The 22095-nt window shown below is 66.9% G+C and carries 22 protein-coding genes and 1 pseudogene; 16 read left to right on the forward strand and 7 right to left on the reverse strand.

Going from position 1 to position 22095, the window contains the following annotated elements; all coding sequences use genetic code 11:
- The first annotated feature begins 125 nt into the window (after positions 1 to 125).
- Together ACYJSS_RS26120 and ACYJSS_RS26125 are read left to right on the forward strand one after the other, a co-directional pair.
- Positions 126 to 1082: a LysR family transcriptional regulator gene (locus tag ACYJSS_RS26120; RefSeq protein ID WP_111263963.1), complete on the forward strand. Its 957-nt coding sequence runs from the start codon at positions 126 to 128 to the stop codon at positions 1080 to 1082.
- Positions 1083 to 1178: 96 nt separating this feature from the next.
- Positions 1179 to 1376: a hypothetical protein gene (locus tag ACYJSS_RS26125; protein ID WP_111263962.1), complete on the forward strand. Its 198-nt coding sequence runs from the start codon at positions 1179 to 1181 to the stop codon at positions 1374 to 1376.
- A 270-nt stretch (positions 1377 to 1646) separates the two neighbouring features.
- On the opposite strand, the gene desA is transcribed toward ACYJSS_RS26125, so the two are convergent.
- Positions 1647 to 2834 (reverse strand): delta-9 fatty acid desaturase DesA, encoded by a 1188-nt coding sequence (desA, locus tag ACYJSS_RS26130; protein ID WP_111263961.1) that lies wholly within the window; start codon positions 2832 to 2834, stop codon positions 1647 to 1649.
- A 165-nt stretch (positions 2835 to 2999) separates the two neighbouring features.
- Between desA and dibA the strand changes: the two genes are divergently transcribed.
- From dibA to ACYJSS_RS26165, 7 genes are all read left to right on the forward strand, one after another.
- Positions 3000 to 4940 carry a phosphodiesterase DibA gene (gene dibA, locus ACYJSS_RS26135; RefSeq protein ID WP_459480816.1) on the forward strand — a complete coding sequence of 647 codons (1941 nt, stop codon included), beginning with the start codon at positions 3000 to 3002 and terminating at the stop codon, positions 4938 to 4940.
- Between the two features lie 169 nt (positions 4941 to 5109).
- Positions 5110 to 5292, forward strand: coding sequence for a sulfur starvation response protein OscA (gene oscA, locus ACYJSS_RS26140; RefSeq protein ID WP_021217924.1), 183 nt, complete (start codon positions 5110 to 5112; stop codon positions 5290 to 5292).
- A 141-nt stretch (positions 5293 to 5433) separates the two neighbouring features.
- Positions 5434 to 6444, forward strand: a complete 1011-nt coding sequence (locus ACYJSS_RS26145) for a sulfate ABC transporter substrate-binding protein (RefSeq protein ID WP_111263959.1) — start codon at positions 5434 to 5436, stop codon at positions 6442 to 6444.
- Between the two features lie 150 nt (positions 6445 to 6594).
- Positions 6595 to 7413, forward strand: coding sequence for a sulfate ABC transporter permease subunit CysT (gene cysT, locus ACYJSS_RS26150; protein WP_021217926.1), 819 nt, complete (start codon positions 6595 to 6597; stop codon positions 7411 to 7413).
- Between the two features lie 13 nt (positions 7414 to 7426).
- Positions 7427 to 8299, forward strand: a complete 873-nt coding sequence (gene cysW / locus ACYJSS_RS26155; protein WP_111263958.1) for a sulfate ABC transporter permease subunit CysW — start codon at positions 7427 to 7429, stop codon at positions 8297 to 8299.
- Between the two features lie 3 nt (positions 8300 to 8302).
- Complete coding sequence (locus ACYJSS_RS26160; RefSeq protein ID WP_111263957.1) at positions 8303 to 9292, forward strand: sulfate/molybdate ABC transporter ATP-binding protein; 990 nt, start codon at positions 8303 to 8305, stop codon at positions 9290 to 9292.
- A gap of 167 nt (positions 9293 to 9459) precedes the next feature.
- On the forward strand, positions 9460 to 10611 hold the full coding sequence (locus ACYJSS_RS26165; RefSeq protein WP_236205905.1) for a helix-turn-helix domain-containing protein: 1152 nt from the start codon (positions 9460 to 9462) through the stop codon (positions 10609 to 10611).
- A gap of 218 nt (positions 10612 to 10829) precedes the next feature.
- Here ACYJSS_RS26165 and ACYJSS_RS26170 read toward each other — a convergent pair whose 3' ends face one another.
- Positions 10830 to 11234: a hypothetical protein gene (locus tag ACYJSS_RS26170; protein ID WP_111263956.1), complete on the reverse strand. Its 405-nt coding sequence runs from the start codon at positions 11232 to 11234 to the stop codon at positions 10830 to 10832.
- A 131-nt stretch (positions 11235 to 11365) separates the two neighbouring features.
- Between ACYJSS_RS26170 and ACYJSS_RS26175 the strand changes: the two genes are divergently transcribed.
- Both ACYJSS_RS26175 and ACYJSS_RS26180 read left to right on the forward strand, forming a co-directional pair.
- Positions 11366 to 12154 carry an MmyB family transcriptional regulator gene (locus tag ACYJSS_RS26175; RefSeq protein ID WP_111263955.1) on the forward strand — a complete coding sequence of 263 codons (789 nt, stop codon included), beginning with the start codon at positions 11366 to 11368 and terminating at the stop codon, positions 12152 to 12154.
- 141 nt (positions 12155 to 12295) lie between these two features.
- Positions 12296 to 13036: a hypothetical protein gene (locus tag ACYJSS_RS26180; RefSeq protein ID WP_111263954.1), complete on the forward strand. Its 741-nt coding sequence runs from the start codon at positions 12296 to 12298 to the stop codon at positions 13034 to 13036.
- Between the two features lie 529 nt (positions 13037 to 13565).
- Here ACYJSS_RS26180 and ACYJSS_RS26185 read toward each other — a convergent pair.
- On the reverse strand, positions 13566 to 14090 hold the full coding sequence (locus ACYJSS_RS26185; RefSeq protein ID WP_236205906.1) for an Mpo1 family 2-hydroxy fatty acid dioxygenase: 525 nt from the start codon (positions 14088 to 14090) through the stop codon (positions 13566 to 13568).
- Positions 14091 to 14181: 91 nt separating this feature from the next.
- Here ACYJSS_RS26185 and ACYJSS_RS26190 point away from each other — a divergent pair, with 91 nt between their 5' ends.
- Entirely contained in the window at positions 14182 to 14871 is a 690-nt protein-coding gene (locus ACYJSS_RS26190; RefSeq protein WP_236205907.1) for a Crp/Fnr family transcriptional regulator, read from the forward strand.
- A 4-nt stretch (positions 14872 to 14875) separates the two neighbouring features.
- On the opposite strand, the pseudogene ACYJSS_RS26195 reads toward ACYJSS_RS26190, so the two are convergent.
- Positions 14876 to 15325: pseudogene (locus ACYJSS_RS26195) on the reverse strand (methyl-accepting chemotaxis protein); the annotation flags it as partial.
- Between the two features lie 650 nt (positions 15326 to 15975).
- Positions 15976 to 16986 carry an AraC family transcriptional regulator gene (locus ACYJSS_RS26200; protein WP_111263950.1) on the reverse strand — a complete coding sequence of 337 codons (1011 nt, stop codon included), beginning with the start codon at positions 16984 to 16986 and terminating at the stop codon, positions 15976 to 15978.
- A gap of 99 nt (positions 16987 to 17085) precedes the next feature.
- Here ACYJSS_RS26200 and ACYJSS_RS26205 point away from each other — a divergent pair, with 99 nt between their 5' ends.
- Together ACYJSS_RS26205 and ACYJSS_RS26210 are read left to right on the forward strand one after the other, a co-directional pair.
- A complete protein-coding gene (locus tag ACYJSS_RS26205) occupies positions 17086 to 18153 on the forward strand; it encodes a fatty acid desaturase (protein ID WP_111263949.1) in 1068 nt (355 codons plus the stop codon).
- A gap of 160 nt (positions 18154 to 18313) precedes the next feature.
- Positions 18314 to 18478, forward strand: a complete 165-nt coding sequence (locus tag ACYJSS_RS26210; protein ID WP_021220460.1) for a rubredoxin — start codon at positions 18314 to 18316, stop codon at positions 18476 to 18478.
- A 103-nt stretch (positions 18479 to 18581) separates the two neighbouring features.
- Here ACYJSS_RS26210 and ACYJSS_RS26215 read toward each other — a convergent pair whose 3' ends face one another.
- Complete coding sequence (locus ACYJSS_RS26215; protein WP_111263948.1) at positions 18582 to 19169, reverse strand: TetR/AcrR family transcriptional regulator; 588 nt, start codon at positions 19167 to 19169, stop codon at positions 18582 to 18584.
- A gap of 91 nt (positions 19170 to 19260) precedes the next feature.
- On the opposite strand from ACYJSS_RS26215, the gene ACYJSS_RS26220 reads away from it, so the two are divergent.
- Together ACYJSS_RS26220 and ACYJSS_RS26225 are read left to right on the forward strand one after the other, a co-directional pair.
- Positions 19261 to 20001 (forward strand): SDR family oxidoreductase, encoded by a 741-nt coding sequence (locus tag ACYJSS_RS26220; protein ID WP_111263947.1) that lies wholly within the window; start codon positions 19261 to 19263, stop codon positions 19999 to 20001.
- Between the two features lie 159 nt (positions 20002 to 20160).
- The gene (locus ACYJSS_RS26225) at positions 20161 to 20751 is read left to right on the forward strand and encodes a 2-hydroxychromene-2-carboxylate isomerase (protein WP_236205908.1); all 591 of its coding nucleotides are present in this window, start codon (positions 20161 to 20163) and stop codon (positions 20749 to 20751) included.
- Between the two features lie 4 nt (positions 20752 to 20755).
- On the opposite strand, the gene ACYJSS_RS26230 is transcribed toward ACYJSS_RS26225, so the two are convergent.
- Positions 20756 to 21967, reverse strand: coding sequence for an HDOD domain-containing protein (locus tag ACYJSS_RS26230; protein WP_111263945.1), 1212 nt, complete (start codon positions 21965 to 21967; stop codon positions 20756 to 20758).
- Positions 21968 to 22095 lie beyond the last annotated feature (128 nt).

Raw genomic sequence — 22095 nt, forward strand, 5'->3', positions numbered from 1 at the left:
CCGCAGGCGGGGCGATGGGCGGTGATCCGGGAAAACGGCAAACAGCTCAGGGCTGGCAGTATATTTACCGGCGTTTCCTGGATAATCAGCGCCCTTCGAGAATCAGCCTTGCGCGAGGAGTAACAATGGACACCCTGAACAGCATGCGTGTGTTCACCCGCGTCATCGAGACCGGCAGCTTCACCGCGGCGGCGCAGGCGCTGGACCTTTCCACCGCGCAGGTCTCCAGGCTGGTCTCGGAGCTGGAGCAGCAGCTGCAGGCGCGGCTGCTGCACCGCACCACCCGGCGCCTGGCGCTGACCGAGGTGGGCGAGCGCTACCTGCAACGCTGCCGCTCGATCCTCAACGAGGTGGACCAGGCCGCCGCCGAGGCGCGCGGTGCGCACCTCAAGCCCAGCGGCCGGCTGCGGGTGCACACCATGACCGGCCTCGGCCTGCAGCACGTCACCGCGCTGGTGGCGCGCTACACCGCGCTGTACCCCGAGGTGGTGATCGACCTGACGCTGTCGCAGCGCAACCCCGACCCGCTGGAGGACGGCCAGGACGTGGTGCTGACCTTCGCCCGCGAGCTGCCGGACTCGCAGATGGTGGCGCAATCCCTGGGGCAGATGTACAGCGTGGTCTGCGCGGCGCCCGCCTACCTGGAGCAGCATGGCGTGCCCAAGGGGCCGGCGGACCTTCGCCACCACCGCTACCTGCGCCTGCTGGACCCGCTCTACCAGGACAACTGGGTGCTGCAGGACGAGGACGGCGAGTACGACGTGCTGCCGGCGGAGGCCTTCCAGGTCAACGTCGCCGAATCCCTGGCACGCGCCGCCCAGGCGGGCATGGGCTTCTGCCTGCTGCCCTCCTTCGTCGCCTGCCAGCCGCTGCGCGAGGGCACCCTGCTGCGCCTGCTGCCGGAGCACCGCCTGCGCGAGCGCAACATCTACGCGGTGTATCCGTCACGGCGTTTCCTCGACGCCAAGACCCGCACCTGGGTGGACTTCCTCAAGGCCGAACTGCCGCCCCTCTTCGCCCAGGACGATGCCGTGCTGGACGATCCCCGCCACTGGGCGGTGCGCACGCAATTGTTGCGCTAGAAGCAATTGTGATTCACCTGGGCCGCGGTTTTTCACCACCGGCCCGGCCCCTAAGATGGCCTCGGTTTCCAGATGCATCCCGCCGAGGATCACGCTATGCAACGCAATCTCTTTGTTACTGCCGCCTTCACCGCTTTCGCCCTGTCCTTCACCCAGTTCTCCTTCGCCGAAGAGTCGTCCGCCTTTGTTGCGCGAAATGCGCAGTATGAGCAGCGCGCCCAGGACGCTGCCCAGCAAGAGGCCATCGCCAAGCAGGGCACGGAGCGCAAGGCCGAGTCCGGCCAGGACAGCTGATCGACCCGCTCCACCTCCTCCTTACCTCCTGACGTCGATGTGATTGCTCCTTTCGATGTCTTGTTCCAGCCGCCCTCCCCCGGGCGGTTTTTTTTGGCCGTGTTTCAGGGGCAGGCCTGTGTGGGCGGTGCAGGTGGGAGTGGGAGGGTAGGAGCGAATTCATTCGCGAAGGGGCGGGCTCGCATCGTGGGGCCTCGCGGGCTAGGCGCCAGCCTGCGGGCGCAAAAGAAAAAGGCCGGCGATGGCCGGCCTTCTTCGGGGTTGCCGCGATCAGGCCGCGACGGCCGGGCGCAGCGAGTAGGTCTTGAGCTGCTCGGCGAAGTCGCGCAGGGACTGGATGCCGCTGGCCTCGGCCTCGTGCACCCACTGCTTCATGGCTTCGAGCATGTCGTGGCCGTTGGCGCTGGTCTTGACCCAGATGTGCTGCAGGGCGAGACGGCGCTCGTAGATCACCTTCAGCGCCTGGCTCTGCTCCAGCATGGCGGCGATGCGCGCGTGGTGGCGCTCGTCCAGCAGGCTGGTCTCGCGGGACAGCAGGCGCTTGGCGCGACGGAACAGGTGGCGCACCGACTCGTCGGCCTTGGCCAGTTCCTGTTTCACCAGGGGCGCGATCACCAGCTTGCGGTACTGCGCCATGATCTGGAAACGGTTGTTGAGGATGGCCATGGCGGTGTCCATGTCCAGGCTGCCCTTGCCTTCCACGCGATGGGCGATGGGCGCGACGCGCTGCACCTTGGCCAGGCGCAGGAAGCTGAACAGCTTGATCCAGGCCCAGCCCAGGTCGAACTCCCACTTCTTCACCGACAGCTTGGCCGAGTTCGGGTAGGTGTGATGGTTGTTGTGCAGCTCCTCGCCGCCGATGAGGATGCCCCAGGGCACCAGGTTGGTGGCGGCGTCGCGGCATTCGAAGTTGCGGTAGCCGACGGCGTGGCCGAGGCCATTGATGACGCCGGCGGCCCAGACCGGTATCCACATCATCTGCACGGCCCAGATGGTGATGCCGCCGACGCCGAACAGGGCGAGGTCGATGGCCGCCATCAGGGTCACGCCACCGATGGGGTAGCGCGAATAGACGTTGCGCTCGAGCCAGTCATCCGGGCAGTTCTTGCCGTAGATGCGCAGGGTCTCCTCGTTCTCGGCTTCCTCGCGGTACAGTTCCGCGCCGCGCCGCAGCACGGTGCCCAGGCCCTTGATCACCGGGCTGTGCGGGTCGTCGACGGTTTCGCACTTGGCGTGGTGCTTGCGGTGGATCGCGGTCCATTCGCGGGTGTTCATCGCGGTGGTCAGCCACAGCCAGAAGCGGAAGAAATGCTTCAGCGCCGGGTGCAGTTCGAGGGAGCGATGGGCCGAATAGCGGTGCAGGTAGACCGTGACGCCGACGATGGTGATGTGCGTCATCACCAAGGTGACCGCCACCAGTTGCCACAGCGACAGGTCGAGAAAACCGTAGTACCACATGGAGTGCGTAGCCTCGGGGGGAAGGAAGACGAGGTTGTCGGACAAACACCGGCATTATCCCCATGAATTGTGAGAAAACCATCCCGTTCTTTAGATAAGAAAGAGATGAATCCCCATTCATCTATAATGCGAAACCGATCACATCCGGCACGGCACCCATCACCTATGAAACCCAAGCTCAGCGCCATGAAACTGGTGCTGCCCTACTTCCTCCTCGCCAGCGCCTGGATCCTCTTCAGCGACCACCTGCTCCAGGTGCTGAGCCCCGATGGCAGCCACCTGAACGCGCTGCAATCCGCCAAGGGCCTGCTCTTCGTGGTGATCACCAGCGGCCTGCTCTACCTGCTGGTGTGCCTGCACATGCGCCGCCTGCGCGCCTACCTGCAGGCACGCCGCGAACAGGAGAGCAGCCTGCGCCAGGCAGCCGCTGTGTTCGATGCCACCCAGGAGGGGGTGCTGGTCACCGACGCCGAGCAGCGCATCGTCCACGTCAACCGCGCCTTCGCCCGCATCACCGGCTTCGAGGAGCGCGAGGTGCTGGGCCAGACGCCGGTGCTGTTCAAGTCCGGGCGCCACGACGAGGCCTTCTACCAGTCGATGTGGAACGCGCTGAAGAACCGCCACGCCTGGAGCGGCGAGGTGTGGAACCGCCGCCGCAACGGCGAGGTGTACCCGCTGTGGCAGAACCTGCGCGCCATCCACGACGAGGACGGCGTGCTGACCCATTACGTGGCGGTGTTCTCCGATGTCAGCGCCATCAAGCGCTCGCAGAACGAGCTGGACTACCTGGCCCACCACGACCCGCTGACCAACCTGCCCAACCGCCTGCTGTTCACCGAGCGCGTCGAGCACGCCCTGGAACGCGCGCGCCGGGAGGGCCGCGAAGGCATCGTCATCCTGCTCGACCTCGATCACTTCAAGCACATCAACGAAAGCCTCGGCCACAACCATGGCGACCTGCTGCTCAAGGCGGTGGGCGAGCGCCTGGCCACCCTGATGGCCGGCGGCATGACCCTGGCGCGCCTGGGCGGCGACGAGTTCGGCCTGCTCTGCGAGGACTTCAGCCCGGAACAGGCCACCGACCTCGCCGGTCGCATCCAGCAATGCCTGGCCGCGCCCTTCCACCTGTCCACGCAGAACCTGTTCATCAGCGCCAGCCTGGGCATCAGCCCCTTCCCCGGCGCCGCGGAAAACGTCGAGCAGGTACTGCGCAACGCCGACTCGGCGCTGTTCAAGGCCAAGAGCGTGGGCCGCGAGACCTTCGCCTTCTACAGCCAGGAACTGACCGAGCAGGCGCGCCAGCGGGTCGAGCTGGTCACCGCGCTGCGCCAGGGCCTGGAACAGGACGAACTGCGCCTGGTGTTCCAGCCCATCCACGACCTGGCCGATGGCCGCCTGATCGGCGTCGAGACCCTGGTGCGCTGGCAGCACCCGCAGCGTGGCCTGGTGCCACCGGCGGAGTTCCTGCCGGTGGCCGAGGAAAGCGGCCTGATCGGCGCCATCGACGCCTGGGTGCTGGAGCGCGCCTGCCGGCAGATGCGCGACTGGACCGAGCGCGGCCTGCAGCTGTCGTTCATCGCGGTGAACGTCTCCTGCCGCCTGTTCAGCCGTGGCGAGCTGGACACCCGCGTCGCCCGCGTACTCGCCGACACCGGCCTGGAACCGGGTCGCCTGGAGCTGGAGATCACCGAAAGCGCGGTGATGGAGGACCCGGACACCGCCCTGGAGCTGCTCGACCGCCTGTGCAAGCTCGGCGTGCGCCTGTCCATCGACGACTTCGGCACTGGCTACTCGTCCCTGCAGCGCGTCAAGCGGCTGCCGGTGCACAAGCTGAAGATCGACCAGAGCTTCGTGCACAACCTGCCCGACGACCGCGACGACGTCGCCATCGCCAAGGCCGTCACCGCCCTGGGCCACAGCCTGGGCCTGGAGGTGCTGGCCGAAGGCATCGAGCACCAGCGCCAGGCCGACTTCCTCCGGGGCCTGGGCTGCGACCATGGCCAGGGCTACCTGTTCAGCCGTCCACAATCGGCCCAGCAGCTGGAGCAAAGCTGGCAGCTGGCCCCTCCCACCCTTGGCAACCCGCACCAGATCAGCCTGCTCTGACCTCCCCGCGACGGGGCTCGCGCCTGAGCCCGCCGTCTCAAAGACCCGATGGTTATATAAAAATTATTAAACAGTATTTTTAAGAATATTCATGCCCTGATTAAGATGCGCCCACGCCACGCGAAACCCCTGTTAACCGACGCGGGCATCCCATCCAAGGAGCATGACCATGAGCGCAACCCTTCGCAGCCTCGAAGGCCAGGACGAAGCCAGCATCCTGCGTGAAATCCAGAGCGCCCTGCACGGCCTGCGTTTCGGTGCCGTCGAGATCACCGTCCATAACGGCCAGGTGGTGCAGATCGAGCGCAAGGAAAAATTCCGCCTGCAACCGCCCGCCGGCAAGAACAGCTGACCCGAACACCCGACCGGGTCGCCGGAGGGGTCAACCCGAGACGCGAACCGAGTCGACTGCGACGGGCGCCGTGAACGCCCGTCGTACCTGAAAGACAAACCAGCCAACACCATAAGAACCCGGAATTCAGGAGCTCCATCCATGTCGATTCGCCGCTTCGCCCTGGCCACCCTGGCCGGTGCCCTGCTCACCACCCTGGTCGCCGGCCCCGTCGCCGCCGCCACCGAGCTGCTCAACGTCTCCTACGACCCGACCCGCGAGCTGTACCAGGAATACAACGCCGCCTTCATCAAGCACTGGAAGGCCCAGGGCGGCGAGGACCTCAAGGTCCAGCAGTCCCACGGCGGCTCCGGCAAGCAGGCGCGCGCCGTGATCGACGGCCTCAAGGCCGACGTGGTGACCCTGGCACTGGCCGGCGACATCGACGAGCTGCAGAAGCTCGGCAAGCTGATCCCCGAGAACTGGCAGGCGCGCCTGCCGGACAACAGCACCCCCTACACCTCGACCATCGTGTTCCTGGTGCGCAAGGGCAACCCCAAGGGCATCAAGGACTGGGGCGACCTGACCAAGGAAGGCGTGGAAGTCATCACCCCGAACCCGAAGACCTCCGGCGGCGCCCGCTGGAACTTCCTGGCCGCCTGGGCCTGGGCCAAGAAGCAGTACGGCAGCGATGCCAAGGCCCAGGAATACGTGCAGGCGCTGTACAAGCACGTGCCGGTTCTCGACACTGGCGCCCGCGGTTCGACCATCACCTTCGTCAACAACAACATTGGCGACGTGCTGCTGGCCTGGGAAAATGAGGCCTTCCTGGCGCTCAAGGAACAGGGTGGCGAGAACTTCGAGATCATCGCGCCGAGCTTGTCGATCCTCGCCGAGCCGCCGGTTTCCGTGGTCGACAAGAACGTCGACAAGAAAGGCACCCGCAAGGTCGCCGAAGCCTACCTGCAGTACCTGTACAGCGAGGAAGGCCAGCGCATCGCCGCGAAGAACTTCTACCGTCCCCGTGACGCGAAGGTCGCCGCCGAGTTCGCCAAGCAGTTCCCGAAACTGGACCTGGTGACCGTCGACAAGGACTTCAACGGCTGGAAGGAAGCGCAACCGAAGTTCTTCAACGACGGCGGCATCTTCGACCAGATCTACCAGGCGCAATAAGCCGAAGCTGCAAGCTGCAAGCTGCAAGAAAATGGGTGGGGCGCAGGCCCCGCCCGGACAAGGGGAAGCGCGAGCTTCCCTTTGCCGTGCCCGGGCCGGTGATATTCCGGTGGCGGGCTTGAGCGTTCCAACGCAGAAAAAGGACAGATGATGTCTCGACGTATCTCCCCGGTCATACCCGGCTTCGGGCTGACTCTGGGGTACACCCTGGTGTATCTCAGCCTGTTGGTGCTGATTCCCCTGGGCGCCATGTTCCTCAAGACCTTCGACCTCACCTGGGTGCAGTTCTGGAACATCATCAGCGCACCCCGCGTACTCGCCGCCCTCAAGCTCAGCTTCGGCACCGCGCTCGCCGCCGCCGTGCTCAACGGCCTGATCGGCACCCTGCTGGCCTGGGTGCTGGTGCGCTACGACTTCCCCGGCCGCAAGATCATCGACGCGATGATCGACCTGCCCTTCGCCCTGCCCACCGCCGTGGCCGGCATCGCGCTCACCGCGCTGTACGCGCCGGCCGGCCTGGTGGGCCAGTTCGCCACCGACCTGGGCTTCAAGATCGCCTACACCCCGTTGGGCATCACCCTGGCGCTGACCTTCGTCACCCTGCCCTTCGTGGTGCGCACGGTGCAGCCGGTGCTGGCCGACATCCCCCGCGAGGTGGAAGAGGCCGCCGCCTGCCTGGGCGCCAAACCGCTGCAGGTGTTCCGCCACATCCTCCTGCCGGCGCTGCTGCCCGCCTGGCTGACCGGCTTCGCCCTGGCCTTCGCCCGGGGCGTGGGCGAGTACGGCTCGGTGATCTTCATCGCCGGCAACATGCCGATGAAGACCGAGATCCTGCCGCTGCTGATCATGGTCAAGCTCGACCAGTACGACTACACCGGCGCCACCGCCATCGGCGTGCTGATGCTGGTGGTCTCCTTCATCCTGCTGCTGCTGATCAACCTGCTGCAGCGCCGCATCGAAACCCCCTGAGGAGGCCGTCGTCATGAGTAGTGCAACCCTGACCGCCGCCGCCTCCGCCAACGCTGCCCGCCGGGGCAACGTGTGGGGTCGTCGCGCGCTGATCGCCGGCGCCTGGCTGGTGTTCGGCATCTTCCTGCTGCTGCCGCTGTACATCGTGCTCAGCGAGGCATTGAAGCAGGGCTTCGGTACCTTCTTCGCCGCCATCTTCGAGCCCGACGCCCTCTCCGCGCTGAAGCTGACGGTGATCGCCGTCGCCATCTCGGTGCCGCTGAACCTGGTGTTCGGCGTGGCTGCCGCCTGGTGCGTGAGCAAGTTCGAGTTCCGTGGCAAGAGCATCCTGGTCACCCTGATCGACCTGCCCTTCTCCGTCTCCCCGGTGATCGCCGGCCTGATCTACGTGCTGCTGTTCGGCGCCCAGGGCTACTTCGGCGAGTGGCTGAGCGAGCATGACATCCAGATCGTCTTCGCCCTGCCCGGCATCGTCCTGGCCACCGTCTTCGTCACCGTGCCCTTCGTCGCCCGCGAGCTGATCCCGCTGATGCAGGAACAGGGCACCCAGGAAGAAGAGGCCGCGCGCCTGCTCGGTGCCAACGGCTGGCAGATGTTCTGGCACGTGACCCTGCCCAACATCAAATGGGGCCTGATCTACGGCGTGGTGCTGTGCACCGCCCGCGCCATGGGCGAGTTCGGCGCGGTGTCGGTGGTCTCCGGCCACATCCGCGGCGTCACCAACACCCTGCCGCTGCACGTCGAGATCCTCTACAACGAGTACAACCACGTCGCCGCCTTCAGCGTCGCCAGCCTGTTGCTGATCCTCGCGCTGGTCATCCTGCTGCTCAAGCAGTGGAGCGAGGCCCGCCTGTCCCGTCTTAAATCCAGCGCTGATGAGGAGTGAGTCATGAGCATCGAAATCCGTAACGTCAGCAAGAACTTCAACGCCTTCAAGGCGCTCAACGGCATCAACCTGGATATCCACAGCGGCGAGCTGGTGGCCCTGCTCGGCCCGTCCGGCTGCGGCAAGACCACCCTGCTGCGCATCATCGCCGGCCTGGAGACCCCGGACGCCGGCAACATCGTGTTCCACGGCGAGGACGTATCCCAGCACGACGTGCGCGATCGCAACGTCGGCTTCGTGTTCCAGCACTACGCCCTGTTCCGCCACATGAGCGTGTTCGACAACGTCGCCTTCGGCCTGCGCATGAAACCCAAGGGCGAACGCCCGAGCGAGCCGGAGATCGCCGAGAAGGTCCACGAGCTGCTCAACATGGTGCAGCTGGACTGGCTCTCCGACCGCTACCCGGAGCAGCTCTCCGGCGGCCAGCGCCAGCGCATCGCCCTGGCCCGCGCCCTGGCGGTGAAGCCGAAGATCCTGCTGCTGGACGAGCCCTTCGGCGCCCTCGACGCCAAGGTGCGCAAGGAGCTGCGCCGCTGGCTGGCGCGCCTGCACGAGGAGATCAACCTGACCTCCGTGTTCGTCACCCACGACCAGGAGGAAGCCATGGAAGTGGCCGACCGCATCGTGGTGATGAACAAGGGCGTGATCGAGCAGATCGGCTCCCCGGGCGAGGTCTACGAGAAGCCGGCGAGCCCCTTCGTCTACCACTTCCTCGGCGACTCCAACCGCCTGCAGCTGGGCGACGACCGCCACGTGCTGTTCCGCCCCCACGAAGTCTCGCTGTCCAAGGAGGCCGAGGACGAGCACCAGGCCGCCGAAGTCCGCGACATCCGCCCCCTCGGCGCCATCACCCGGGTGACCCTGAAGGTGGACGGCCAGGACGAGCTGATCGAAGCCGAAGTGGTCAAGGACCACGACAGCCTGGTCGGCCTCGCCCGTGGCGAGACCCTGTACTTCAAGCCCAAGGCCTGGCAGCCCGTCGCCCACGGCTGATCGGCGCGCTGCAATGCAAAAGCCCCTCATCCGAGGGGCTTTTTCATGGGCGCGAATTCATTCGCGAAGAGGCCCGGTGGTATGACTCACCCACATAGGTGACAAATCGGTTCAACCACATGGGTAACAGTTTTTAACCTAGCGGGGTTCCCTCAGGAGGGCGCCCCATGCCTTGGCGAGAGCTGAAACCTATGGACGAAAAAGTATTGTTCATCGCTGATTACCTCAGGCAGGTGAGCAGCTTCAGTGGGCTTTGTGAGCATTTCGGCATTAGCCGCAAGACAGGCTACAAGTGGGTTGAGCGTTACAAGCAAGCCGGCATGCAAGGGCTTGCCGAGCAGAGCCGAAAGCGTCACGAGCAGGAGCGAACTCCCTATGTCATTCGCGAGTACATCCTCGACTTGCGACGGCGCTCGGAGGTTGAGCTAGGGCCCAAGAAAATCCAGGCGCTGGTTGAGCGACGTTACCCCGGCCAGAGTCCCTCCAGGACCACGATCTACACCATCCTCAAACTGGAGGGCCTTATCGCCCCCCGACGAGTTCGCCGCCGGGTACCGAGTTATCCAAAACCGCTGAAGACGACCCACGAGCCCAATGAGCTCTGGAGCGCAGATTACAAAGGCCAGTTTCTGACCCAGGACGGTAAATGGTGCTACCCCCTGACGGTTATGGATCATGCCAGCCGATACCTCCTGGCCTGCGAGGGCATGGCAGGGACACGACTGGAGGAGACCAAGGCAGCCTTTGAGCGGCTGTTTCGTTGCCATGGGCTGCCACTGCGCCTGCGGACCGACAACGGAACACCGTTTGCCAGTACGGGCAGAACTGGCCTGACCCAGCTATCGATCTGGTGGCTACGTCTGGGGATCATTCCGGAGCGCATAGCCCCGGGGCGGCATGAGCGCATGCACCGAACCTTGAAGCGAGCAGTCACCCAGCCTGTGGCGGCGCACATGGCAGAGCAACAGCAGCGCTTCGATGAGTTCATTCAGAACTACAACCAGCAGAGACCTCATGAGGCCCTGAAGCAGCAGACACCCAGCCAGTGCTACAAGGAGTCACCACGTACTTATCCAGAACAGTTGCCGGAGCTGACGTATCCGGGCCATGTCGAAGTCTATCGGGCAGATTGCAACGGCATCCTCAATCGAAGGGGACTACGTATCTACGTAGGGCACCTGCTCAAGCACGAACAGATTGGATTGGAGCAGATTGGTGAAGAACTCTGGGCCGTGCATTTCGGCCCGGTTGTGATTGGTCGCGTAGATGAGCAAGAGCAGAAGGAGGGTTATCTATCCTTGAAAGTGTCACCCATGTGACTGAACTCTTTTGTTACCCATGTGGTTGATCCATACACGGTCGGGTGCAACCCGACACATCCGTGCGCCGACCCACGCGGGTTTCACCCGCCCTACGGATCGACAGGACAAGGCGTAGGGTGGACCACGCTTCACCGGTCCACCAGGCGGGGCTCCGCCGGTGGACGTGAAGAGCGACGTCCACCCTTCGCAGCGATCCGGTCCTTTCGATGCCCGGGTTATCCACAGGCCGCTTCGGCCGAGCGCTTGAGCCCGAAGAACTGCAGCTCGGCGAACAGCACCACCGCCAGCGCCTGGGCGATCACGAAGGCCTGGCCCGGCAGGGTCGGTTGCACCCAGCCGCTGGCCAGCAGCAGCACGCTGTCCACCACCCACACGGCGTTGACCGCGATCACCGCCCACACCGCGCGGCGGTCGAGGGTGTCGCGGCGGGCGAGCCACAGCAGCACGGCGCACCAGGGCAGCATCGACAGGCCGGCGCCGGTGAGCAGCGTGGCAGGCAGGGCCAGCAGGGCGGAAAGCGGACCGGCGCCCAGGGTCATCAGCAGGCCGGCGCCGCCGCTGACCAGGGCATCGAGTTGCAGGGCGCGGCGCAGCAGGGGGGAGGGTTGCACGGTGGTCATGGCGAATCTCCTGGGTATGAGCGGCCCGGCGGTTGCCGGTGCCTGGTCGCCAGGATTCATCGAGCGGAGAATCGCGTCGATTACCTGCCAGGTAATGGCCGTGCCTCACCGGCTCGACTATCGTCGCTGCCATGAACGCACCCACCCACCCCGTCGGCGCCCTGTTGCGCCAGTGGCGCCAGCGCCGCCGCCTCAGCCAGCTCGACCTCGCCTGCGACGCGGAGATCTCCACCCGCCACCTGAGCTTCGTCGAGACCGGGCGCGCCCAACCCAGTCGCGAGATGCTCCTGCACCTGGCCGAGCAGCTGGACATTCCCCTGCGCGAACGCAACCGCCTGCTGGCCGCCGCCGGCTACGCGCCGCTGTTCCCCCAGCGCACCCTGGACGACCCGGCCCTGGCCGGCGCGCGCCAGGCCATCGAACAGCTGCTCAAGGCCCACGAGCCGAACCCGGCGCTGGCCATCGACCGCCAGTGGAACCTGCTGGCGGCCAACGACGCGGTGATGGCGCTGATCGCCGGCGTCGCCCCTGCACTGCTCGGCCCGCCGCTCAACGTGCTGCGCCTGACCCTGCATCCGCAGGGCCTGGCGCCGCGCATCGCCAACCTCGGCCAGTGGCGCGCCCACCTGCTGGAGCGCCTTCGGCACGACATCGAGGTGAGCGGCGACGGGGAGTTGCAGGCCCTGTACGACGAACTCGCCGCCTACCCGGCCCCGCCCGCGCCCGATGCCCTGGTCGCCGATGGCGTGCTGGTGCCGCTGCAACTGGACACGCCGCTGGGGGTGATCAGCTTCATCAGCACCATCACGGTGTTCGGCACTCCGGTGGACGTGACCCTGTCCGAGCTGGCCCTGGAGACCCTGTTCCCCGCCGACCCGGAGAGCGCCGAACGGCTGAGGCAGATCCTCCGGATGGGATGATTTATCGCCCGGCCGTCATAAATCACTCTTTCGGGTAATACCCTCCAGGGCCCGGCGCAGTAGGCTGGGCGCGCACCGACTGGTGCCCACACAACCCATCGCTTTGTCTGCTCACAACAACAACAAAAGGAGCACGCCGGGATGCTTTCAGACGCTCTATCACGCGCTTTCATCGGATTGCTGCTGAGCCTCGCCGGGGCCGGGATGGCCCTCGCCGCCGAACTCGCGCCCATCGACCAGGTGCAGGTCCACGCCTGCCGCGCCACCAGCAGCCTGCTGCTGTTCCGCGGTGAAGGTTTCCAGGAAACCCACAAGACCCGCTTCGATGCCGACATCAAGGCGCTGGATGCCGCATTCCAGAGCGTGCCGCAGCCCAGCGACGGGCTCCGGCAGAAGTACCGCGCGCTTGTTACCCAGCTGCAGCAAGGTGTTTCCTACGGCCACAACGAAGAGGACGTGCCCTGGCGCTTCCCCCAGGAACTGGCCAAGTCCCTGCGCGACTTCCTCATCGCCGCCCGTGCCACCCCCGGCAACACCGCCGACGGCGAGCTGCCGGCCAAGGTGGAATACCTCGCCGTGCAGTACCTCAGCCGCGCCTACATCGGCACCTTCGAGATCGCCCGGGAAAGCAACGACACCTACATCGGCCAGGACGAACGCACCTTGCTGCCGGCCATCGACGCCCAGCTGCAGCCGATGGACAAGAGCGACCCGGCGGTGGGCAAGCTGAAGACCCGCTGGAGCTTCCTCAAGACCGCCCTCAGCGACATGAACAGCCAGAGCAACACCCTGGTCAGCGCCTCCGGCCGGCCCTACGCACCAATGATGGTCGACCGCCACGCACGCTCGATGAGTGCGCAGCTGCTGGCCACGGGCGGCTGAGGCAGAAGGGGTAGAGCGAGTTATCCACAGGGCGCCAGGCTCAACACCGCAGCGGTGGACCGGTGAAGCGCGGTCCACCCTACAGCGCCTGGCGTATCGTGCCGGCCCCCGCTGGGTAGGGTGGATAGCGCTCTTCTATCCACCAGGCGGACTCGCCCCATACACCGAAGCCTCACCCCTATCCCGTAGGAGCGAATTCATTCGCGATGGGGTTTCCAGCCACTCGGAGCCGAGCGCCGGCGATGAGCATTTCGCGGCTGAAGCCGCTCCCACAGATGCCCGGCCCAACACCGTAGCGGTGGACCGGTGAAGCGGGGTCCACCCTACAGCGCCTGGCGCATCGTGCCGGCCCGCGCTCCCCGGCTGGGTAGGGTGGATAACGCTCTTTTATCCACCAGGCGGACTCGCACCAACCACCAACGCTTCGCCCCTCGCTGTAGGAGCGAATTCATTCGTGATGGAAGCTTCAGGCAAGCCTTTCGCGGCTGAAGCCGCTCCCACAGGGGAAGCGATCCAACCGCGCATCGCCTCAGGCGGTGGCTTTCTTCTCGCGGATGCAGGTCGGGCCGGCGCGGTGTTCGATGGCCTGCTCCAGCTCCTTGCGCATGCCGAGCATGAAGCCCAGCTCGGCGACCACGAACAGCGGGCCGACCACCAGGCCCATCAGGTCGTCGACGAACGCCGGCTTGCGGCCTTCGTAGTAGTGGCCGACGAACTGGATCACCCAGCCCACCACGAACAGGCCGAGGCCGGCGCTGAGCCACAGGGCGGTGGATTGCACGGCCAGCGTGGTGCCGACCCAGAGGCTGAGCCAGAGCAGCGCGGTCATCACCAGGCCGAAGCGCAGGTCGAGGCGGAAGTAGAAGACGGCGGAGGCCAGCGCCACCAGGGCTGCAGGAGATATCCACAGGCCGGCGACGACCAGGCCCGGGCGCGACAGCAGCACGGCCACGGCGACCACGATCAGGGGGATGCCGATGAAGTGGCTGAAGATATTGCGCCGGTCACGGTGGTATTCGGCGTACTGGGAAAGATGGTCGACGAGGGTTTTCATTGTTATGTCCTCAGGTTGCAGGCAGTTGCGCCGATAATGGCGCCTGTCCTGACCTATCCTCTGTCAGCTAGCCGACAAAGCCCATCGCCCGATGCCCGAACTTTCCGACTGCCGTTCCCAACTGCTCACCGGCCACTGGTTCGCCGGCCTGCCCGCGTCCCTGCAGGAGGCCCTGGTGGACCAGGCGCGCCCGCTGAGCCTGGCCGCCGGCGAATGCCTGTTCCGCCGGGGCGACCCGCCCTGCGGGCTGTATGCCGTGCTCGAGGGCGCGGTGCGCATCGGCGTGAGTGCGGAAAACGGCAAGGAGGCGCTGCTGACCCTGGAGGAGCCGCCGCACTGGTTCGGCGAGATCTGCCTGTTCGATGGCCAGCCACGCACCCATGACGCCTTCGCCGAAGGCCCGACGCAGCTGCTCAACGTGCCCCAGGCGGCCTTGCAGAAGATGCTGGAGGCGGAGCCGGCCTGGTGGCGCGAGCTCGCCCTGCTGATGAGCCAGAAGCTGCGCCTGGCCTTCATCGCGCTGGAGGAGATGAGCCTCTTGCCGGCGCCGCAACGCCTGGCGCGGCGGTTGCTGATGATCGCCGAGGGCTATGGCGAGACGAGCGGCCAGCGCCGGGTCATCCACCTGGCCCAGGAGCAGTTGGCGTTGATGCTGGCGGTGTCGCGGCAGACCACCAACCAGATCCTCAAGGAGCTGGAGGCCCAGGGCGTGGTGCACCTGAACTATGGCGAGATCGAGATCCTCGACCTCGCCGGCCTGCGCAAGGCGGCGCGGCTGTAGCGGCTCAGGCCGGCCCGCGCAGGGCCTCGGCGAGCTGACGGCCCAGCGCCGCCGCTTCTTCCAGCTGGGCCTCGAGGCGCGCCATCTCCTGGCGCCAGGCCTGCTGGTTCTCGTGCTGCAGCGCCCAGTGATCCGGCAAGGGCGCCAGCGCCTCGCGCAACTGCGCACCCTGCCCGTCCAGGCCGGCCATCCGATCGCCCAGGGGCTCCAGCGCGGCCACGCCTGCGGCCAGCCCGGCATCCTGCCCGGCCAGGTGGGCGACGGCGGCGGCGGTCTGCTGCTGGATGTCTTCGGCCATGCGCCCGACTTCCTCGGTGGCACCGGCGGTACGCGCGGCGAGGTTGCGCACCTCGTCCGCCACCACGGCGAAGCCACGCCCGGCATCACCGGCGCGGGCGGCCTCGATGGCAGCGTTTAGCGCCAGCAGGTTGGTCTGGCTGGCGATGGACTGGATGCTCTGGGCGACCTTCTGGATCTCGCCGCTGCGCTCGGCCAGGGCCTGGACGCGCTCGCGGCCGGTGCCGCTCTCGGCGAGCAGCGCGGCGAAGGCCTGGCGCGCCTTGTCCAGGTCGGCGCGGCCTTCGGCACCGGCCTGCTGCAACTGTGCGGCGAGCTGTTCGAGGCGATCGAGATCCGGCGGGGCGACGCCTGCGTCATGGCGCTGCAGCCAGCTGGCGCCCTCCTCCAGGCGCTGGCGCAACAGGCTGTCGAGCTGGCTGGCGACGGCTTCCAGGCGCAGGCGTTCGGCGGCGTGGCGGTCGGCCTGCACCGCCAGTTCCGCCAGGCGCGGGGCCTGGTCCTCCAGCGGCTCGTCACGCGGTTCCTCCGGCACTTTCCAGGGCCCCAGCCAGGGCCACAGCGCCAGCAACAGGTAGGCCGGGATGCTCCAGGCGGGCGGCACCTGCCAGCGCGTGTAGACCAGCATCAGCAGGGCCAGGCCCAGGGTGTGGAGCGCGACGGCATAGGGATGGCGAGCGTAGGCAGGACGCATGGGCTTCTCGGGTGGTTCTTGTAGTGGAGGGATTCTGGCCGTTCGGCTGGCGACTGGCCAGTTCTGCCACGCAGGCGAAAGGCCCCTGGAGCACAGATGCCTTCCGTGAAGGTTCAACGCCCCAGGCTTTCGCGGTACTGGCTCGGCGCCTGGCCCGTCCAGCGCTTGAAGGCGCGGCTGAAGCTGCTGGTGTCGGCGAACCCGAGCAGGTAGGCGATCTCGCTGATGGAGCAGCGCGGGTCGCGCATGTGCACCAGGGCCAGGGCCTGGCGGGTGTCGCCGAGCAGTTGCTCGTAGCTGCTGCCCTCTTCCGCCAGGTGGCGCTGCAGGCTGCGCAGGCTCAAGTGCAGGGACTGGGCGATGCGCTCGGCCGAGGGTTCGCCATTGGGCAGTTGGGCCTCCAAGCAGGCGCGCACCTTGCGCGCCCAGGTGGGCACCTGCAGCTGTTCCAGGGTGCGCTTGAGCACCGTCTCGTTGTGCTCGGCCAGTTCGGCGTTGGCGTCTTCCAGGGGCCGTTCGAAGTCTTCGCAGGCGAATTCGATCAGGTCTTCCGGGGCGCCGAAATGCAGCGGGCAGCGGAACACCTGGTGCCAGGGCGCAGGGTCGGCCGGGGCCGGGCGACGCAGGTGCACGGCCAGCGGCGCATAGTCGCGGCCCAGGCGGTTGCGGCAGGTGCGCACGTAGATGGCGGCGAAGGCGTCCACCGCCTCGGGGGCCGGTGCGGGGCCCTCCCCGGGCACGCGCAGGCGGAACTCATAGCGCTCGCCATGCAGGGTCAGTTGCAGGGCCAGGGCATCGCTGACCACCTGGTGGTAGCGCTCGATGCGCTCGAAGACCTCGCGCAGGCTGGCACTGGCGATCAGGGCATAGCCCAGGGCGTGGAAGGTGGTGGGGCTGACGTAGCCGGAAATCTTCAGGCCCAGTGCCGGGTCGCCGCTGGCCTCGACCGCCAGCTGCCACAGGCGCGTGGTGGCGGAGAGCGGGTAGCGGGCGTTGGGGTCGTCCATCAGCGCCGGGTCGAGGCCGGCCTGGCGGCACAGGCCGTCGCTGTCGAGGCCGAGGGCGTCCAGCTGCTTGCGCAGGGCTCGGGTCCAGCTGGCGAGGGTGGAGGGCTCGTCGCTCATGCAGGTTGGCGTATCCGGTCAACAGGTTGGCGTTCAGGGTCAGGCGTGGCGGGCACCGCCTCGGCAGAGTGGGCTCACGACGAGCAAGAGGATGTAAGCATGTCCCCGACCACCGCAAGCCCCGCAAAGCTGAATGATCAACAGCGATCAGCCCATATTCGTGAAGTGGTGATGGCCCACGGCGCAGAGCTACGCCAGCGCTACCCGGTCCTCAACCGCCAGGACCTGATCGGCGCCGGCATCCTCGCCTTCGCCCTCGCCGGCATGGTCGGCTCGGCGGTGCTCTACCTGAGCGGCGCGATCGCCTGGTGGGCCTGCCTGCTGGTCAACGCCTTCCTCGCCTCGCTGACCCACGAGCTGGAGCACGACCTCATCCACAGCATGTACTTCCGCAAGCAGAAGGTGGCGCACAACCTGATGATGGCGCTGGTGTGGCTGGCACGGCCGAGCACCATCAACCCGTGGGTGCGCCGCCACCTGCACCTGAACCACCACAAGGTCTCCGGCACCGAGGCCGACATGGAGGAGCGCGCCATCACCAACGGCGAGCCCTGGGGCCTCGCCCGGCTGCTGATGGTGGGCGACAACGTGATGTCCTCGCTGATCCGCATGCTCCGGGCCAGGAGCTGGGCGCACAGGAAGTCCATCCTGGTACGCACGCTGAAGGTCTACGCACCGCTGGCGCTGATGAACTGGGGCACCTGGTACGTCTTCCTCGGCTTCCATGCCATCAACGGCGTGAGTGCGCTGCTGGGCGCGCCGGTGGCCTGGTCGGACACCACCCTGGCGGTGATGCAGGGCGTGGATATCGGGGTGGTGGTGCTGGTGGGCCCCAACGTGCTGCGCACCTTCTGCCTGCACTTCGTCAGCTCCAACATGCACTACTACGGCGACGTGGAGCCGGGCAACGTGATCCAGCAGACCCAGGTGCTCAACCCCTGGTGGCTGTGGCCGCTGCAGGCGTTCTGCTTCAACTTCGGCAGCACCCACGCGATCCACCACTTCGTGGTCAAGGAGCCCTTCTACATCCGCCAGATGACCGCCCCGGTGGCACACAAGGTGATGCGCGAGATGGGCGTGCGCTTCAACGACATCGGCACCTTCGCCCGCGCCAACCGCTGGCAGGCACCGCAGCAGCCGGTGGCCGAGCGCGCACAGACCGCCTGACGCCTGCCCCGTAACCCCAAACCTAAGATGGGCCGCCTGGCGGCCCTTCTGCGCCTACTATCGCCGCCATTCCGCCCACGACAGCGCCCCGGCCACCACGGCCCGGCGGGCGTCGCGCCGCGGACAATCCGCTCAACCGTGAAGAACAAGAGGTACCGGCATGAAAACCTGGATCTGTGTGGTCTGTGGCCTGATCTACGACGAAGCCAAGGGCTGGCCCGACGAGGGCATCGCCGCCGGCACCCCCTGGGCGGACGTGCCCGAGGACTGGATCTGCCCCGACTGCGGCGTGGGCAAGATGGATTTCGAGATGCAGGAAATCTGAGGCGCGGCCCCCCGGGCCCGACCGGGAAGTCCCGAGCGCAGGGACTTCCCAGGTTACGGATACCCGGCTCACACACCGCGTGGGGCGCCTGCCCCGCGCATCATCAGAGCGGCTGTGGATAACCCTGGCCGCGCCGCTCCAGAGCCTGCATCAGCAATTGGCGGCCAGCGCCGAGAACCTCTTCCTGCAAGGGCTCGCTGGCCAGCATGCGCGCGATCACCAGGGCACCGACGCACTGGGAGATCACCGCCCAGGCCAGCTCGCCGTCTTCGAGGATTTCCGCCCAGGCCTGCTGCAGTTGCAGCATCCAGTGCTCGGCGGTCTCGCGCACCGGCAGGCCGGCACGGGCGATCTCGGCGCCCAGGGCGGGAATCGCGCAGCCGCCTTCGGCATTCCGTACATGGGCCATGCTCAGGTAGTGCTCGAGGCAACGCTGCAGCCGCGCCTGGTCGAAGCCTTCACCCTGGGCGACCTGGCCGATCAGGCTGCGTGACAGCTCGCGCTCGACGATGGCGGTGAACAGGTCGTCCTTCGACGGGAAGTGGCTGTAGAAGGCGCCGCCGGTGAGGCCGATGGCTTTCATCAGGGCGTCCACGCCGGTGCTGGAGAAGCCGCCGGCCTTGGCGATGGCACCGCTGCTTTCCAACAGTTTCTGCCGGGTTTCTTCCTTGTGGGTGGGGGAATAGCGCATGTCGACCTCCATAAAACGCACTGCTTGACGCGGGTTGGACTGTAGCATAACGTCCGTTCAGCTAACGACCGTTTAGTTAAAGGTGACTGCCATGAATACCGAATCGAACAACAACAAGGTGGTGCTCGTGATAGGCGCCGGTGATGCCACCGGCGGTGCCATCGCCCGGCGTTTCGCCCGCGAGGGCTACATCGCCTGCGTGACCCGGCGCAGCGCGGACAAGCTGCAGCCGCTGGTGGACAGCATCCGCGCGGAAGGCGGCCAGGCCCACGGTTTTGCCTCCGACGCGCGCAAGGAAGAAGAGGTGGCCGCGCTGGTGGAACAGATCGAGCGCGATATCGGCCCGATCGAGGCCTTCGTCTTCAACATCGGCGCCAACGTGCCCTGCAGCATCCTCGACGAGACCGCGCGCAAGTACTTCAAGATCTGGGAAATGGCCTGCTTCTCCGGCTTCCTCACCGGCCAGGCCGTGGCCCGGCGCATGGTCACCCGCGGGCGCGGCACCCTCCTCTTCACCGGGGCCACGGCGGGCCTGCGCGGCGCCGCCAACTTCGCCGCCTTCGCCGGCGCCAAGCATGGCATCCGCGCCCTGGCGCAGAGCATGGCGCGCGAGCTGGGGCCACGGAACATCCACGTCGCCCACGTGGTGGTGGACGGCGCCATCGACACCGACTTCATCCGCGACAGCTTCCCGGACATCTACGCCCGCAAGGAGCAGGACGGCATCCTCGACCCCGAGCACATCGCCGAGAACTACTGGTTCCTGCATAGCCAGCCGCGAGATGCCTGGACGTTCGAGCTGGATCTACGCCCCTGGATGGAACGCTGGTAGGTGTGCAGCCGACCGGCTGCGCGGCGCCCAGGCGTTGTTGGCGATCCCGTGCGAAATGCTCATTGGCAGAAGCCAACTCCGCTTTCACCCGGGCTCGCCGCCTAGCCTGAACGTCGCTCGCGCGGTCTCACGAATTCGCTGACAAGAACGAGAAAAACCATGACCAAGAGCGTCGAATTCTTCTTCGATCTGGGCAGCCCGGCCAGTTACCTGGCCTGGACCCAGCTACCTGCCCTGTGTGCCCGCAAGGGCGCGGCCCTGGTGTACCGGCCGATGCTGCTGGGCGGGGTGTTCCAGGCCACGGGCAATGCCTCGCCCAATGCGGTGCCGGTGAAGGGCCGCTATTCGATGATCGACCTGGACCGCTACGCGAAGCGCTATGGCGTACCGCTGGTGTTCAACCCGCACTTTCCCATCAACACGCTGACGCTGATGCGCGGCGCCATCGGCATCCAGCTGCACCAGCCGGAGCGCTTCGAGGCCTACCTGGAGGCGATGTTCAGGGCGATGTGGCAGGAGCGGCGCAACCTGGGCGACCCGGCGATCCTCGGCGCGACCCTGGTCGAGGCCGGTTTCGACCCGCAGGCGCTGCTGGCGCGGGTGGGCGACCCGGCGGTGAAGGACGCCCTGAAGGCCGCCACCGAGGAGGCGGTGAAGCGCGGGGTGTTCGGGGCGCCGACCTGCTTCGTCGGCAACGACATGTTCTTCGGCCAGGACCGCCTCGACTTCATCGAGGAAGCCCTGGGCTGAGCCCTCAGGCCTGCAGCAGGCGCGCGGGCAAGCGCCGCAGCAGGTCGGGGTCGAGGCGCAGCAGGCGCGCGGCGCGCTCTTCCAGCAGCGCACCCGCGTCCTGCCCCACGGGCAGGCGCAGCAGCCCGGCGCAGAGGTTCATCACCAGCGCCTCGCGGGAGAAGACCCCGCCACCCAGGCCATAGAAGGCGGCCACCAGCTCGCGCAGGCCGAAAGGCAGGCGCCAGCGGATGCGCAGCGCGGAGCCGAAGCTGGCGGCACGCTTGTGCAGGGTCTCCAGCAGCTCTTCGTCACCGAGTTCGCCACCGGCGTCCTGCCAGTCCTGCAGGCTGCGCAGCAGGGCCAGTTCGCCCATGTTGTGCAGCAGGCCGGCGGTGTAGCAGAGCTCGGCATCCAGATCGAGCTCGCTGGCCATCCAGTAGCCCAGCTCGGCGCTGCGCTGGGATGACTTCCAGGCGATCTCGGCCAGCTCGGCCAGGCGCGGGTCATGCAGGTGGGCGTTGCGCTCCAGGGCCATGCCGAGCACCAGGTTGAGCACACGGGTGACACCCAGGCGGTGCAGCGCCTGGCCGAGGGTCTGGCAGGGCACGCCCAGGTGGTGGGCCGCGCTGTTGGCGGCGGCGATGAGCTTGGCGGTGATCTGCGGATCGCGGGAGAAGACGTCGTCGAGGTCACGCAGGTCGATATCGCTGGCCTGCAGGCACTGGCTGACGGCGTCGCGCACATCGCTGAGCAGCGGCGCGCCCTGCCCTTCCTCGCGCACGCTGTCGAGGTATTCCCTGAGGGTGCCAACCAGCAGCGGGGCCACGGCGCTGCGGCCCTTGTCGGCCCCTGGCAGCAAGCTGCCCAGGCGCTGGCGCAGGCCTTCGGCATTGAAGGGCTTGCCCAGGTAGGCGCTGGGCGCCAGGGGCAGCGCGGCGCGCACGCTGCTGGCGTCGACCTTCTCGCTGATGAGGATGAAAGGCAGCACCGGGGTACGCGGGTGGCGCCGCAGCTGGCGCAGCAGCTCGAGGCCGCCGCCGCCCTGCAGCTCGCCATCGGCGATCACCAGGTCGGGCAGGCGTCGCTTGCAGCGGGCCAGGGCCGCCTGGGTGTCGGTGACACGCACCAGGCTGGCATCGCCACGCACGTCCAGCACCAGTTGCGCGAGCAGGTCCGCCGTCCAGGGGTCGGCCTCGGCAATCAGGATTTCCGGGACCTTGGCGTGGGCAGGCATGTGAACCTCGAAGGGCAGCGCGATCCAGGGGCGTGGCCTGGAAGCCGGGAATGCGATGGAGTTGGCAAAAAAGCGAGCGCGCAGTCTAAACGGCGCCTCACGGGCTGGATAGTGGCCTTTTGAGGGTA

The sequence above is a fragment of the Pseudomonas sp. No.21 genome (assembly GCF_054558415.1).